The organism is Clostridium pacaense, from assembly GCF_020709765.2.
Lineage (GTDB): Bacteria > Bacillota > Clostridia > Lachnospirales > Lachnospiraceae > Enterocloster > Enterocloster hominis.
Genome location: NZ_JAJFEB020000001.1, coordinates 131,690 through 146,487 on the forward strand (window position 1 = coordinate 131,690; position 14,798 = coordinate 146,487).

Sequence of the window (14,798 nt, forward strand, 5' to 3'; positions counted from 1 at the left end):
ATCCATGGAATCTAAACACAGCAAATATATACTTACAGGCCTTACGGTACTGTGCGTACTGTTAATCTGCATCACCTCCCTGAAAGACGGCGTCATGGATCCGCTGCGCACCGGAGTGGGATATTTCCTTATTCCAATCCAGTCCGGGGTCAACGCGGTGGGTACCGGTATCTACAACGAGATGAAAAATTATGGCACCCTGAAGGATGCCCTTGCCCAGAACGAGGAGCTGAAAGACCAGATTGCCCAGCTGACCGAGGATAATAACCGTCTCCAGGCCGAACAGTTTGAACTGGACCGTCTCAGACAGCTGTATGAGCTGGACCAGGAATATATGCAGTACAACAAGATAGGGGCCCGTGTCATTGCCAGGGACTCTGAAAAGTGGTTCCAGGTATTCCGGATCAACAAAGGCTCCGCGGACGGGGTGGCTGTGGACATGAACGTGGTGGCTGACGGGGGCCTGGTGGGTATCGTGACCGATGTGGGCGCCAACTATGCAACGGTCCGCTCCATCATCGATGACTCTAACCGCGTAGGCGCCATGAAGCTGGATTCTTCCTACACCTGCATCGTGGCAGGGGACCTGACCCTCTATGAGGAGGGAAGGCTTAAGCTTACTGATTTTTCAAAGGATGCCCAGATACGGGACGGGGATCAGATTGTCACCTCCAACATCAGCACCAAGTTCCTGCCCGGCATTTTAATCGGGTATGCGTCGGATGTGACCATTGACCCGGACCATCTGACCCAATCCGGGTACCTGATACCCATTGCGGATTTTGATAACCTGCAGGAGGTACTCATCATCACGGATATCAAAGATACAGGAGAGGCGGCTGCCCAGTGATTCAAGCAAAGGTAAAACAGGTTCTTATCAATATATTGTTCATCGTACTGGCATTTACGGTGCAGAACTGCGTATTCCCTTTACTGCCCTTTCTGTCAGCAACGCCCAATCTGCTTTTAATCCTTACGTTCTCCTTCGGATTCATCCATGGGAAGAATGCGGGGATGCTTTATGGGATTTTATCCGGGCTGCTGCTGGACCTGTTCTACAGCGGACCCTTTGGGTTTTATACCCTGATTTATGTATACATCGGATATGTCAACGGCATATTCACCAAATATTACTATGAGGACTACATCACGCTGCCCCTGATCCTGAGCATTGTCAACGGATTGTGGTACAGCCTGTATGTCTATGTATTCCGGTTCCTGATTCGTGGAAGGCTGAACCTTCCATACTATTTCAGGAATATCATCCTACCGGAAATCATTTTTACGGCAGTGACAACCCTTCTGATTTACCGGCTGTTCTTATCCGCCAGCAGACGTGTGGAGGATATAGGGAAAAGGAGAGACAAGAACCTTGTTTGATGAGCTTTTAGAGATAGTACGAGAATTTTTCAAAAAACTGTTCAGTTCCCGGCTTTTTGCCCTTTCTGTCATGTTTACCCTGATGTTCGCGGGCCTTGTGGGCAAACTCTTCCGCATGCAGATCCTGGACGGCAGTGATTATCAGAAAAAGTACATGCAGAAGACAGAGCGCAGCGTGGACACGCCGGGAACCAGGGGCAAGATATATGACTGCAACGGTTTTGAACTGGCCTACAATAAACTGGCTTATTCCGTGGTAATCCAGGATACCGGGGATTACCCCAAGACAGCCGACCGCAACCAGATGCTCCACAGGCTGGTCACCATCCTGGAGCGGCGCGGTGAGAAGGTGGAAGGCAAGCTTGAGATAGCCATGGACCAGAATGGGGAAATGTTCTACACCTTTACCTCGGACGCGGCAAGGACAAGGTTTTTCCTGAACTTTTACGGCCGTTCCTCCTCCAGTGAACTGGATGACCCCAAGGGCAGATACCCAACCAACATCACGGCCAGGGAGGCATTTGAAATCAAAAAGCACAGCTATAAGCTGGATGAGATGAAGGATGACAAGGGGAATCCTCTTGTACTTCCGGATAACATTGCCCTTGACATGGTCAATATCATCTTCACCATGAAGCTGACCGAATACCAGAAGTATGAAACCACTACGGTGTCCTCCAATGTCAGCGATGTGACCATGACTGAAATCAACGAGAACCTGGCCTATCTGAAGGGTGTGTCCGTGGAACAGTCCTATATCCGGGAATATGCGGACAGTCTGTATTTTGCCCCCATCATCGGCTATACGGGCAAGGTCCAGGAGGACCAGCTGGACGAACTCAATGACCAGTGGCGTGATACAGAAGAAGCCGCAGGCCTTCCCGAGGATGCCAGGAAATATGACCTGAACGACATCGTGGGCCGCACCGGCATCGAGAAGTCCATGGAGCTGGAGCTTCAGGGTGAAAAGGGCCATTCCAGGATGTATGTGGATAATATGGGGCGTCCCCGTGAAATCATTGAAAAGACGGATGCCAGGGCAGGGGATGATGTGTACCTTACCATTGACCATGACCTGCAGATTGCCATATATAAGCTGATAGAACAGCAGCTGGCCGGCATCATAAGCTATAACCTTCAGATAGACGACCTGGATCCCGATAAGACCTATGACTCCTCCAAAATCCCGATTCCGGTCAAGGACGCCTATTACCAGCTGATCAACAACAATGTCCTGTCCCTGGCGGACATGGCCAGGGAGGATGCCTCGGACATTGAAAAGGAGATATACGGCACCTATATGGCCTCCAGGGAACAGATCCTTAATTCCATCCGCAACGAACTTATGAGCGGACATGCCATGGCCATGAACGACCTGCCGGATGATATGTCTACCTATATGAATTATATCTATAGCTTTTTATCAGAATCCTCCATTGGTATCATCCAGAAGGATAAGATTGACCAGTCCTCCCCCCAGTACCAGGCATGGCGGGACGGTACCATCAGCCTGAGGGATTACATTTACAGCGGGATTGCGGGCAACTGGGTGGATACCACACGGCTGGATGTGTCCAGTAAGTATTCGGATGCGGATGATATATTCGGACAGCTGGTGGATTATGTGATAGAATCCCTTAAGAATGACAATAAGTTTACCAAGCGTATGTTCCGCTATCTGGTGAATGACGAGGTCATTAGCGGGAACCAGCTGTGCCTGGCCCTGTTTGCCCAGTGGGTCCTGGATGATAATCCCCAGGAGATTGCCGCCCTCAGGACAGGAGGCAGCGCTTATGCGTTCCAGTTCATCCGTGAAAAGATATCCAACCTGGAACTGACACCTGCGCAGCTGGCCCTGGATCCATGTACGGCAGGCGTGGTGGTGACAGATATCCGCACAGGCGAGGTAAGAGCCCTTGTGACCTATCCAAGCTATGATAATAACCAGATGTCCGGAAGCGTGGACGCGGCCTACTTTGCCCAGCTTCAGGATGACCTTTCAAGACCGTTATACAACAATGCCACCCAGGCATTAAAAGCGCCTGGTTCCACCTTTAAGCCAATCACTGCCGTGGCAGCGCTGGAAGAGGGGGTAATCGGCCTTACGGACACCATTGAATGTACCGGTATCTATGACCAGGTATCCAATCCGATTAAGTGCTGGATATGGCCCGGACGCCATAACGCCGAGAACATAGAGGAAGGCATACAGAATTCCTGTAACTACTTTTTTGCGGAACTGGCCCACAGGCTGTGCATCAAGCCTGACGGTACCTATTCACCGGACCAGGGTCTTACCACCCTTCGCAAATATGCGGCCATGTTTGGACTGGACCACACCTCAGGGGTGGAGATTCCTGAAAACGATCCCCAGATTTCATCGGAGGACCCGGAGCGTTCCGCCATGGGACAGGGTACCCATTCCTATACCAATGTACAGCTTTCCCGCTACGTGGCGGCCCTTGCCAACCGGGGAACCGTATTCGAACTGAGCCTTTTAGACAAACTTACTGACTCGGACGGCAATCTGATAACCGATTACTCGCCTGCAGCCAGTTCCCATATCGAAGCGGCCGACACCACATGGAATGCGGTGCAGACCGGTATGCGCCGTGTGATTACAGACAGCTCGGCCAAAAAGATTTTCTCAGACCTGCCGGTGGAAGTGGCAGGCAAGACAGGTACGGCACAGGAGAACAGGAACCGTGCCAACCATGCCTTTTTCATATCCTTTGCGCCCTACAGCCATCCGGAGGTTGCCGTTACCGTGAACATACCTTACGGTTATGCGGGTACTAACGCGGCTACCCTTGGCAAAAAGGTATATGAGTATTATTATGGATATACGACACTGGAGCAGATCATGGGTTCCGGCGCCTTAGGTGTATCAAATGTAACTATTGGTGATTAAACCAGCAAAAGAGGTGATTGTATGCACAATGCGGTAGTAATCAAAAGCAGTAAAGCGGGAATGACCGTAATCCTGGATCCTGGGCTTCCCTTTGAAGAACTCCTGGAGGCCATTGCCAAGAAGTTCAGTGAAAGCGCCAGGTTCTGGGGATCCGTACAGATGACCCTTACCTTGGAAGGACGGAGCCTTACTGCAGCCGAGGAATTCGAGATTGTTGATACGATTACGAGGAACTCACAGATTGAGATCCTCTGTCTCCTTGACACGGATGCAGAGCGGATTGAGCGCTGTGAAAAAGCACTGAATGATAAGCTGATGGAACTAAGCTCCCAGACAGGGCAGTTTTACCGCGGGACGCTCCGGCGGGGGGACTGCCTGGAGTCGGAGGCCAGTATCATCATCATAGGGGATGTGGAGCATGGGGCCAGGGTGACGGCCAAAGGCAATGTCATCATACTGGGGGACCTTAAGGGGACCGTGACAGCCGGCGTTGCCGGCAACATGGATGCGGTCATCATGGCCTTTGAGATGGCCCCGCTGCAGATCCGGATCGGCAGCAGGAGCAGCCGGTTCAATGAGCGGAACAAGCGTCTGGGACGTGGTCCCATGCTTGCTTTTGTGGAGGATGGAGAAATCCAGGTTCGCCCGCTCAAAAAAACATTCCTAAACAATATGTTAAATTTTGCTTAATGCCAAAAAAATACTGGTAAATTTACGAAATTTAATGTACAATAGGAAGGTAAAGTATTTTTCAGGAGGATTTCATTATGAGTGAGGTCATTGTGGTTACTTCTGGAAAAGGCGGGGTAGGCAAAACGACTACTTCTGCCAATGTGGGAACAGGACTGGCTATACTGGGTAAACGTGTAGTGCTGATTGATACGGATATCGGCCTGCGCAACCTGGATGTGGTCATGGGACTGGAGAACCGCATTGTCTACAATCTTGTGGACGTGGTGGAAGGCAACTGCCGTATGAAGCAGGCCCTGATAAGAGACAAAAGATATCCGAACCTTTATTTACTGCCGTCTGCACAGACGCGGGACAAGACTGCCGTGAATCCGGAACAGATGGTGAAGCTGGTAGAGGATTTACGGGAAGAATTTGACTACATACTGCTGGATTGCCCTGCAGGCATTGAACAGGGATTTTACAATGCCATTGCCGGGGCAGACCGTGCCCTGGTGGTTACCACACCTGAGGTCTCGGCCATCCGGGACGCGGACCGTATCATCGGGCTTCTGGAACATGCGGAGATTGACGAAGTGGACCTTATCGTTAACCGTATCCGGGCCGACATGGTGCGCAGGGGAGACATGATGTCCCTCAGCGACGTCACGGACATTCTGGCAGTAAACATTATCGGAGCAGTCCCCGATGACGAGTACATCGTCGTATCTACCAACCAGGGTGAACCGTTAGTGGGTATGGGTTCCCCGGCTGGACAGGCTTACCTGGACATCTGCCGGAGGCTGTTAGGGGAGAGTGTTCCCATGGCTAATCCCGGACAGTCTGAGACTCTGTTCGCCAGGCTGCGCAGCATATTACGGCGTGCTTAGAAGGGATGGTGTCAAGGTGAGATGGTTTTTAAGGTTTCATACCCGGCGTTCCGGAGAGACAGCTAAGATGCGGCTTAAACTTTTGCTGGTATCCGACAAGGCAGGCTGCTCACCGGAGATGATACTGATGATAAGGGATGACATGATTCATGCCATTTCAAAATACATGGAGATAGAAAAGGACAAGGTCCAGATACAGATGGAAACAGACAGTCCTTTATCCGGCAACAGCCGGGCCCTGCCTGTGCTTCATGCCAACATACCGATTCGTTCCATATCGAACAAGGGGCTATATTAAATGTTTTTGGATTATGATTTTAGACATTTTAACTTCCGGCTGGTTTTTTATATGATTGCACTCAACATCATCGGTGTACTGGTCATCAGAAGCGCCACCAACATGAATGCGGATGCAGTCAATAAACAGCTGTTGGGTGTTTTAGTTGGACTCGCAGTGGCGATAGGGTTGTCACTTATTGATTATCACAGGATCCTGAACTTCAGCATGGTCATATACGGCGTATGTATCGCCAGTCTGGTGGCCGTGCTGATATGGGGGAATGTGGTCAATAATGCGAAACGCTGGATTGAGGTGCCGGTAATCGGACAGCTTCAGCCGTCCGAATTTGTAAAGATTGGCCTGATTGTGACTTTTTCCTGGTATTTCATGAAGTATCAGGAAAGAATCAATCAGGTCAGCACGGTAGCAATTGCAGCTGCCCTGTTCGCAGCTCCGGCCGCCCTGATATTTGAGCAGCCGAATCTGTCCACCTGTCTCGTCATCATGGTAATGGTCCTTGGAATCGTGTTTGCCAGCGGCATCAGTTACAGATGGATCATGGGTACCCTGGCTGTTACAATACCGGTCGTTACCACATTCGTCTACCTGCTGCTCCATGGTATGATTCCTTTTATCAAGGAATACCAGGCAGGCCGTATCCTGGCATGGTTTTATCCGGAACAGTACGGAGAGGCCCGCTACCAGCAGAATAACTCCATCATAGCCATTGGCTCCGGCCAGTTAAAGGGCAAGGGGTTGTTCAACACAACGATTGCTTCTGTAAAAAACGGTAATTTCCTATCCGAGGAGCAGACCGATTTCATCTTTGCCGTTATTGGCGAGGAGTTGGGTTTTATCGGCTGTGTGGTGGTGATTACCCTGTTTTTACTGATAGTATATGAATGTCTTATGATGGCTGCCCGGGCCAGGGATCTGTCCGGCAGGCTCCTGTGTGTTGGCATGGCTACCCTGGTAGCGTTCCAGTCTTTTGCCAATATCGCGGTTGCAACGGGTATTTTCCCCAACACGGGTCTTCCGCTTCCTTTCATCAGTTTCGGAAGCAGTTCCCTGATCAGTATTTTCATTGGGATGGGGCTGGTGCTGAACGTAGGACTTCAAAGAGAGACAAGACATTTCTAATCCAAGGAGGGTTATATAATATGACAATTGGTTTGATTGCACATGACGCAAAGAAAAAGCTGATGCAGAACTTCTGCATCGCATACAGGGGAATCCTGAGCAAGAATACCCTGTATGCTACAGGGACAACGGGACGCCTGATTGAGGAGGTTGCCAACCTGAACATCCACAAGTATCTGGCCGGCCATCTTGGCGGAATGCAGCAGATGGCTGCCCAGATTGAGCACAATGAGATGGATCTGGTCATCTTCTTAAGGGATCCCAACAATCCCAAGCCACATGAGCCGGATGTGAACAATGTGGTCCGTCTGTGTGATATCTATAATATACCGCTTGCCACCAATCTGGCTTCTGCAGAGCTTTTAATCAAGGCTCTGGACAGAGGCGATATGGAATGGCGGGAGGTTGCCAGATAATGGCTGTCAGGGGCAGAGTGAAGGGCATGAAACGGGCATCTGCCCTTTTGTGTGCTCTTTTAATCACTGCGTCCGTTGGCCTGACCGGATGTTCCGGCGGTCTTAAGGATGCCTATGTTGCCGCGGAGCGGATTCCGGCGCTGGAAGAGGAGGCCGCAACCACACGTTTTTCAGATGCCTTTGCCTCTGATCTGTGCGTTGTCACGGATGAGGCTTCATTTGACCCTGGTTTTGCCACATCGGAAGCAGCAGCGCTTTTTGACTTGGATGACAGGGAAGTCCTTTACAGCAAGGATGCGTTTGAGCGTATGTATCCGGCCAGCATCACAAAGATAATGACTGCCCTGGTAGCCATCAGGGAAGGGGACCTTAAGTCCCGTGTCCTAGTGACGGATGATGCTGTCATCACGGAACCGGGCGCAACGCTGTGCGGTATTGAACCAGGAGACACGCTGACACTGGAGCAGCTTCTTTATGGTCTCATGCTTCCTTCGGGCAATGATGCGGGGGCTGCCATCGCAGTCCATATAGCAGGCAGTGTTGACGCGTTTGCGGATATGATGAACGAAGAGGCCCTCAGACTGGGCGCTACCGGCACCCATTTTGTGAATCCTCATGGTTTGAATGATCCGGACCATTATACCACGGCTTATGACTTATACCTTATATTCAATGAGGCCCTTAAGTATCCTGTATTCCGCCAGATTGTGGGGACAACGGCGTACACTGCCAATTACCACAACAAAAACAGTGAACCGGTGTCAAAGACCTGGAAGGGCAGCAACTGGTTCATGACAGGGGAAAGGGAGACCCCGGATGGCTTAAAGGTATTCGGAGGCAAGACAGGCACCACCAAGGCGGCGGGCTATTGTCTGATCATGGCTTCCAGGGATGACTCTGATAAGGAGTATATATCGGTTGTATTGAAGGCAGACAGCCGTCCCCATCTCTATGACAATATGACAAATATAATTTCTAAAATCGTCAAATAGTGATTGCGCTTTCTATGAAGTTATACTATAATTAGAGTAATCTTAATTGATTTTTTATACAACATATATAACTCAAGGAGGAGATTCATATGGTTCAGATTATTGCGGGAAAAAAGGGTAAGGGCAAGACCAAACATCTGTTAGATATGGCCAATGCAGCAATCAAGGGGGCCAACGGCACTGTCGTATATCTGGATAAGAGTGCCCAGCATATGTATGAGTTAAATAATAAGATCCGTCTCATTAATGTCAATGAATTCCCAATTAAAAGCAGTGAAGGATTTTTAGGATTTATCTGTGGTATCATTTCCCAGGATCACGATCTGGAGACAATGTACCTGGATAGCTTTTTAAAGCTGTCATGCCTGGAAGGCGAAGAGATTTCCGATACATATATGACATTGAAAAATATCGGTGAAAAGTATCATGTAACCTTTGTCCTGAGTATTTCCATGGATGCCGCCGAGCTTCCGGACTGCGCGAAGGGCGATGTGATTATTTCATTGTAATGATACATTTTTTGTGATAAGATAGGTGACAGGAGTGATAGGGCTGCCTGCCGTGCCGGGATTTGGATGCCTGGCGCGGCGGGCAGTTATTTGTTGGCTGCTATTTGGACCTGCAGGAAGATCTGCCGGTTTATCGTTCCATTTCAGTAAAAGGAGAGGCCTTGTTCCATGGCTAAAAAAAAGAACAAGAAGGTTGTCCGCTACAGGCGGCCGCTTAATATCAATGTGGGTATGATTATCTTTGCAATCATTTTCCTCTATCTGATATTCAGTGTATATACATATTTGAAAAGGGAGAAGATACAATTCTATGAAGTGGTAGACGGAGGAATTGTTAACAACAGGACATATAACGGTCTGATCCTCAGGGAAGAGCAGGTAAAGACAGCGGACCGTTCAGGATATATTAACTATTATCTGAGGGAAGGAAAGCGGGCCTCCGTGGGAAGCAGGATATATTCCCTGGATGAGACAGGTAATCTGGAGGAGTTATTAAAAGATAAAGCCGAGGACGGTAACGGACTTACGGATGAGAGCCTGTCCGACCTGAAAAAACAGCTTACATCCTTTGTGCTTTCATTTAAGGACCAGGACTTTTCCTCCATTTATGATGCAAGATATTCCCTGGAGGCAGCGGTGATGGAGTATTCCAGTTTCAGCGCTCTGGACCAGTTAGACAAGCTGGCCCAGGAATCAGGCGCTGTCTTTGAGCAGGTGCGCACGGATGTATCAGGTGTGGTCTCCTATGGATTTGACTCCTACGAGGACATGACCACGGCTGATATTGAAGCCGAAAGCTTTAACCGGGAAACGTACAGCAAGACACTTAAAAAGTCCGGTGACCTGATTGACAGCGGCATGCCGGCCTACAAGATCGTAACCTCGGAGAACTGGTCCATCGTATTCCCCCTGACCGAGGAGGATGCAGGCCTGTATGCGGGCAAGGACAGGCTGAGGGTCGTGTTCAGCGATTATTCCATGAACACGCCGGCCGCCTATTCCACCTTTACCGGAAAGGACGGCGCCACCTATGGCAGGCTGGATTTCACAAAATATATGGAACAGTTCATATCAGACCGTTTCATCAATTTCGAGATTGTGACGGAGCAGTCTGACGGGTTAAAGATACCGGTCAGCGCTGTGACGGAAAAAAGCTTTTACCTGGTGCCGCTGGAGTATCTTACCCAGGGCGGGGATACCTCGGAAAATGGTTTCAATAAGGAGGTTTACACGGAAAACGGGCCTTCGGTGGTATTTGTCCCTGCGGATATATATTCTTCTGACGAGGAATTCTATTACGTGGACATGGGTGAGGAAAATGGCTTCAAGGCAGGGGACTATATTGTGAAACCCGACTCACCGGACCGTTACCAGATCGGACGTACCGCATCCTTAAAAGGCGTTTATAATATCAATAAGGGATACACTGTTTTTAAACGGATTGAGATACTGGATTCCAACAATGAATTTTATACGGTGCGCCGCAATTCAACCTATGGCCTTTCTGTTTATGACCATATTGTGCTGGATGCTTCCATGGTGGAAGAGGGGCAGCTGTTATACCAATAATAAGACTGAACTTTACACGGAGGGATAGGATTATGATAAAAGAACATTTAATCGAAGTAAACAGACGGATTGAACAGGCCTGCATCCGGTCAGGCAGGGACCCAAAGGCGGTCACGCTGATTGCTGTCAGCAAGACCAAGCCCGTGCCCATGCTGGAGGAAGCATATGCCGCAGGAGCCAGGGATTTCGGTGAAAACAAAGTACAGGAAATCGTGGCCAAGAAGCCGGAACTTCCTGAGGATATACGCTGGCATATGATCGGCCATCTGCAGCGCAACAAAGTGAGCCAGGTCCTTGGGAAGGCAGTGCTGATCCACTCCGTGGATTCCCTGCGGCTGGCACAGCAGATTGAAACCGATGCAGCCAAAGCAGGTCTGGACGTGGATATCCTTCTGGAAGTCAATGTTGCAAGGGAAGAAAGCAAATATGGCTTCATGCTGGAAGAAGTAGAAGATGCAATTATGACAATTAAGGATTTTCCCCATGTTCATATCAAGGGCCTTATGACAATTGCGCCATTTGTAGAGAATCCAGAAGAAAATCGCGGAATTTTTAAAAAATTATTTGAATTTGCTGTTGACATAGATAAGAAAAACATTGATAATGTTACTATGGATGTGCTCTCAATGGGAATGACTGGGGATTATGAAGTCGCTGTTGAGGAAGGCGCCACCATGGTTAGGGTCGGCACCGGGATTTTTGGTGTACGATAAGGTGTTTGGCCAGGACATGCTGTTTTGATACGCAAACCAGCCTTATGTCCTGTAGACACTTCATATAGAGATTGGAGAGTGTAAAATGAGTCTGTTAGGTAAGTTAATGGATACCATGAGATTAAGTCCTGAAGAGGAAGAGGATGATTACTACCTGGACGATGACTTTGAAGAGGAAGCTCCTCGCAAGGGGCTGTTTACAAAGAAGAGTACGGAATATGATGACGAAGAGGAACCGGACAAGCCACGATTTTTAGGAAGATCCAATCCCAAAGTAGTGCCTATGAGACGCAGCATGGAGGTCACAATGATTAAGCCGACCTCAATGGAAGACTCCAGGGATATATGTGATTATCTCCTGGCCGGCAAGGCAGTGGTACTTAATATGGAGGGTATACATACAGAGGTAGCTCAGAGGATAATTGATTTCACTTCCGGGGCAACCTATTCCATGAACGGCAACCTGCAGAAGATATCCAATTATATCTTTATTGCAACCCCTGATTCCGTTGAGTTATCCGGAGATTTCCAGGATATCCTGGCTGCCGGCGGCGCCATGGGTATGGACGTGTCAGGACTTAATATCCGTTTATAAGATAGGATAAGAAGACGATATGGACGTGAACGCGGCAGACCATGGGAGTCTGCCGATTTTATGTTGTCCTGCACGCTGCCAAAGGGCGGCGCAGGCAGGCTTTTAGGAGGAAACTGATATGGCGGACAGAATGAACGTGTGCAGGGATGGAAAACCGATTTATGACATTGTGATGGATACCTCCTTTTCCGGCTTAAAGGAAGAGGCTGACCGTCTTTCATTAGAAGGACATAAAATATGCATTGTGACAGATTCCAATGTGGCGCCTCTTTATCTGGAGGAAGTGAAAACCATCCTGTCCGGCTGCTGCAGGCAGGTTTCTGTTTTCACATTCCCGGCAGGAGAAGAGAACAAGAACCTGGATACGGTGAAGAAACTGTATGAACACCTGATCCTGGAACATTTTGACCGGAAGGACGTACTGGCAGCCCTTGGCGGCGGCGTTGTAGGCGATCTGTGCGGCTTTGCAGCAGCTACTTATCTTAGGGGCATTGGTTTTTTCCAGATTCCCACCACCCTTTTATCCCAGGTGGATTCCAGCATCGGAGGCAAGACCGGTGTGGATTTTGACGCCTATAAGAACATGGTAGGCGCATTCCACATGCCGCTTTTTGTATACACCAACTTAAGTACCCTGCTTTCGCTGCCCAAGGAGCAGTTCTCTTCCGGAATGGGGGAGGTCATCAAGCATGGGCTTATTAAGGATAAGGATTACTACCAGTGGCTGGTGGATAACCGTGAAGGTATATTAAAACGCGACCTTGACCTGTGCCAGGCCATGGTATATGGAAGTAACCGGATTAAAAAGGATGTGGTTGAAAAGGATCCCACGGAGCAGGGGGAGCGGGCCCTTTTAAACTTTGGCCATACCCTGGGCCATGCAGTTGAAAAACTGAAGGATTTCACCATGCTTCACGGTCATTGCGTGGGGCTTGGCTGTATTGCGGCGGGATATATTTCCCATATAAGGGGAATGATTACAGAGGAAGAGTTCCTTGCGTTAAGGGATGTGTTTGCCGGATTCGGCCTTCCTGTCCATGTGGACGGCCTTGACTGGGAGGATGTAAGCCTGACAGCAAAAAGTGATAAGAAAATGGATGCCGGTGTCATTAAGTTCATCCTTCTTAAGGCCATAGGAGAGGCTTTCGTGGACAAAAGCGTTACCGGCAATGAGATGAAGGCTGGATTTGACATAATAGGAGGACACAGGGAATGACGAAACAGAAAAAATCCATGCTCGCCAGCTTTGTCATCGGATTCATCATCCTGGTGGGGCTGGACCAGTGGACCAAGGGGCTGGTAGTAGCCCATCTGAAAGGCAGTAAACCGTATGTTATCTGGGATGGTGTATTTGAATTCTTTTATTCTGAGAACCGCGGCGCTGCCTTTGGCATGATGCAGGAAAAGCAGCTGTTCTTTTTCCTGATTGCACTGGCAGTGCTGGGGGCTGTGGCTTACCTTATGCTCAGGATGCCCACAGACAGGAGGTACCGTCCCCTGTCCGTATGCCTGATGATGGTCAGTGCAGGTGCTGTCGGCAATATGATTGACCGGGTGACCCAGGGATATGTGGTGGATTTCCTGTATTTTAAGCTGATTAATTTTCCCATATTCAATGTTGCGGACTGTTATGTGACCATTGCTGCCGCATGTCTTGTGCTTCTCATCATGTTTTATTACAAGGATGAGGATATGGCCTGCTTTGCATTAAAAAAGAAGGAGTAATACCCTTGAAACAAGAATTTTATCCCACGGACCTGGAGTCCGATGTGCGTATTGACAGATACCTTGCCGAAACCTGCCCCGAATTAAGCCGCTCCTATATCCAGAAGCTCCTTAAATCAGGGCAGGTTCTGGTTAACGGCAGGCTTATAAAGGCCAGCTATGTGGTTACCGCGGATGACCATATTGAGGTGGATGTGCCGGAGGCAGTGGAGCCTGAGATTGAGGCGGAGCCCATGGATCTGGACATCCTTTATGAGGACCAGGACATCATACTGGTCAATAAGCCAAAGGGGATGGTTGTCCATCCTGCGGCAGGGCATTACAGCCATACCCTGGTCAACGGCCTGATGTATCACTGCAAGGACCAGCTGTCCGGCATCAACGGGGTCATGCGTCCAGGCATCGTACACAGGATTGATATGGACACAACAGGCGTGCTCATTGTGTGCAAGAATGATATGGCACACAACTCCATTGCCGCCCAGTTAAAGGAGCATTCCATCACCCGGCGATACCAGGCCATTGTCCACGGGGTCATAAAAGAAGATGAGGGGACAGTGGACGCGCCCATCGGACGCCATCAGACAGAGCGCAAGAAAATGTGCATCAATTATAACAACGGCAGGAACGCCGTCACCCACTACCAGGTGTTAAGGCGGTTTGAACAATATACCTACGTGGAATGCCGCCTGGAAACCGGCAGGACCCACCAGATCCGCGTGCACATGGCCAGCCTCCATCATCCCCTTTTAGGAGACAAGGTGTACGGCCCTGCCAAGTGCCCGGTGCCAGGCCTTACGGGACAGACCCTTCACGCAGGCGTCCTTGGGATCGTCCATCCCAGGACAGGGGAATATATGGAGTTCACCGCGCCTTTGCCCGAGTATTTTGAAAGGCTTTTAAGGAATTTGAGATAAAATACTTTTTGAGATAAAATGCTCATTAAGAGAGACAGTAGCAGACAAGTTGTCACTTTTGTCGAAAAGTTTTGGGTTATTTTATATTTTAT

Annotated in this window: 16 protein-coding genes; all 16 read left to right on the top strand. The window is 49.4% G+C overall.

The window, feature by feature from the left end:
- The first annotated feature begins 4 nt into the window (after window positions 1-4).
- The 16 genes from mreC (at window position 5) to LK536_RS30320 (ending at window position 14,706) form a co-directional block, all read left to right on the top strand.
- A complete protein-coding gene (mreC, locus tag LK536_RS30245; protein ID WP_008725891.1) occupies window positions 5-850 on the top strand; it encodes a rod shape-determining protein MreC in 846 nt (281 codons plus the stop codon).
- Complete coding sequence (gene mreD, locus LK536_RS30250; protein ID WP_008725889.1) at window positions 847-1,380, top strand: rod shape-determining protein MreD; 534 nt, start codon at window positions 847-849, stop codon at window positions 1,378-1,380. The genes mreC and mreD overlap by 4 nt, the downstream gene beginning before the upstream one ends.
- The gene (locus LK536_RS30255; RefSeq protein ID WP_227794828.1) at window positions 1,373-4,291 is read left to right on the top strand and encodes a penicillin-binding transpeptidase domain-containing protein; all 2,919 of its coding nucleotides are present in this window, start codon (window positions 1,373-1,375) and stop codon (window positions 4,289-4,291) included. Before mreD ends, LK536_RS30255 begins: the two co-directional genes overlap by 8 nt.
- 21 nt (window positions 4,292-4,312) lie before the next feature.
- Entirely contained in the window at window positions 4,313-4,981 is a 669-nt protein-coding gene (locus tag LK536_RS30260; protein WP_008725885.1) for a septum site-determining protein MinC, read from the top strand.
- 77 nt (window positions 4,982-5,058) lie between these two features.
- A complete protein-coding gene (minD, locus tag LK536_RS30265; protein WP_008725882.1) occupies window positions 5,059-5,850 on the top strand; it encodes a septum site-determining protein MinD in 792 nt (263 codons plus the stop codon).
- 16 nt (window positions 5,851-5,866) lie between these two features.
- Window positions 5,867-6,148 carry a cell division topological specificity factor MinE gene (gene minE / locus LK536_RS30270; protein ID WP_008725880.1) on the top strand — a complete coding sequence of 94 codons (282 nt, stop codon included), beginning with the start codon at window positions 5,867-5,869 and terminating at the stop codon, window positions 6,146-6,148.
- Between the two features lie 51 nt (window positions 6,149-6,199).
- A complete protein-coding gene (locus LK536_RS30275) occupies window positions 6,200-7,270 on the top strand; it encodes an FtsW/RodA/SpoVE family cell cycle protein (RefSeq protein ID WP_506092012.1) in 1,071 nt (356 codons plus the stop codon).
- A gap of 20 nt (window positions 7,271-7,290) precedes the next feature.
- Window positions 7,291-7,686: a methylglyoxal synthase gene (gene mgsA / locus LK536_RS30280; protein WP_007864855.1), complete on the top strand. Its 396-nt coding sequence runs from the start codon at window positions 7,291-7,293 to the stop codon at window positions 7,684-7,686.
- The gene (locus LK536_RS30285) at window positions 7,686-8,678 is read left to right on the top strand and encodes a D-alanyl-D-alanine carboxypeptidase family protein (protein WP_331472625.1); all 993 of its coding nucleotides are present in this window, start codon (window positions 7,686-7,688) and stop codon (window positions 8,676-8,678) included. The genes mgsA and LK536_RS30285 overlap by 1 nt, the downstream gene beginning before the upstream one ends.
- An 89-nt stretch (window positions 8,679-8,767) precedes the next feature.
- Window positions 8,768-9,187 (top strand): hypothetical protein, encoded by a 420-nt coding sequence (locus tag LK536_RS30290; RefSeq protein ID WP_008725872.1) that lies wholly within the window; start codon window positions 8,768-8,770, stop codon window positions 9,185-9,187.
- A gap of 168 nt (window positions 9,188-9,355) precedes the next feature.
- Complete coding sequence (locus LK536_RS30295; protein ID WP_008725869.1) at window positions 9,356-10,756, top strand: biotin/lipoyl attachment domain-containing protein; 1,401 nt, start codon at window positions 9,356-9,358, stop codon at window positions 10,754-10,756.
- A gap of 32 nt (window positions 10,757-10,788) precedes the next feature.
- Entirely contained in the window at window positions 10,789-11,469 is a 681-nt protein-coding gene (locus LK536_RS30300; protein WP_008725867.1) for a YggS family pyridoxal phosphate-dependent enzyme, read from the top strand.
- An 85-nt stretch (window positions 11,470-11,554) separates the two neighbouring features.
- The gene (locus tag LK536_RS30305) at window positions 11,555-12,064 is read left to right on the top strand and encodes a cell division protein SepF (protein ID WP_008725865.1); all 510 of its coding nucleotides are present in this window, start codon (window positions 11,555-11,557) and stop codon (window positions 12,062-12,064) included.
- Window positions 12,065-12,182: 118 nt separating this feature from the next.
- Complete coding sequence (gene aroB, locus LK536_RS30310) at window positions 12,183-13,280, top strand: 3-dehydroquinate synthase (protein WP_227794829.1); 1,098 nt, start codon at window positions 12,183-12,185, stop codon at window positions 13,278-13,280.
- Window positions 13,277-13,789 (top strand): signal peptidase II, encoded by a 513-nt coding sequence (gene lspA, locus LK536_RS30315; RefSeq protein WP_008725860.1) that lies wholly within the window; start codon window positions 13,277-13,279, stop codon window positions 13,787-13,789. Before aroB ends, lspA begins: the two co-directional genes overlap by 4 nt.
- A gap of 5 nt (window positions 13,790-13,794) precedes the next feature.
- Window positions 13,795-14,706, top strand: coding sequence for an RluA family pseudouridine synthase (locus LK536_RS30320; RefSeq protein WP_025487283.1), 912 nt, complete (start codon window positions 13,795-13,797; stop codon window positions 14,704-14,706).
- Window positions 14,707-14,798 lie beyond the last annotated feature (92 nt).

Coding starts and splice junctions, on each gene's coding strand:
- mreC (WP_008725891.1), top strand. CDS start 5: ATGGAATCTAAACACAGCAAATATATACTTACAGGCCTTACGGTACTG.
- LK536_RS30290 (WP_008725872.1), top strand. CDS start 8,768: ATGGTTCAGATTATTGCGGGAAAAAAGGGTAAGGGCAAGACCAAACAT.
- LK536_RS30260 (WP_008725885.1), top strand. CDS start 4,313: ATGCACAATGCGGTAGTAATCAAAAGCAGTAAAGCGGGAATGACCGTA.
- LK536_RS30305 (WP_008725865.1), top strand. CDS start 11,555: ATGAGTCTGTTAGGTAAGTTAATGGATACCATGAGATTAAGTCCTGAA.
- LK536_RS30275 (WP_506092012.1), top strand. CDS start 6,200: ATGATTGCACTCAACATCATCGGTGTACTGGTCATCAGAAGCGCCACC.
- LK536_RS30285 (WP_331472625.1), top strand. CDS start 7,686: ATGGCTGTCAGGGGCAGAGTGAAGGGCATGAAACGGGCATCTGCCCTT.
- lspA (WP_008725860.1), top strand. CDS start 13,277: ATGACGAAACAGAAAAAATCCATGCTCGCCAGCTTTGTCATCGGATTC.
- mgsA (WP_007864855.1), top strand. CDS start 7,291: ATGACAATTGGTTTGATTGCACATGACGCAAAGAAAAAGCTGATGCAG.
- LK536_RS30295 (WP_008725869.1), top strand. CDS start 9,356: ATGGCTAAAAAAAAGAACAAGAAGGTTGTCCGCTACAGGCGGCCGCTT.
- LK536_RS30300 (WP_008725867.1), top strand. CDS start 10,789: ATGATAAAAGAACATTTAATCGAAGTAAACAGACGGATTGAACAGGCC.
- minD (WP_008725882.1), top strand. CDS start 5,059: ATGAGTGAGGTCATTGTGGTTACTTCTGGAAAAGGCGGGGTAGGCAAA.
- aroB (WP_227794829.1), top strand. CDS start 12,183: ATGGCGGACAGAATGAACGTGTGCAGGGATGGAAAACCGATTTATGAC.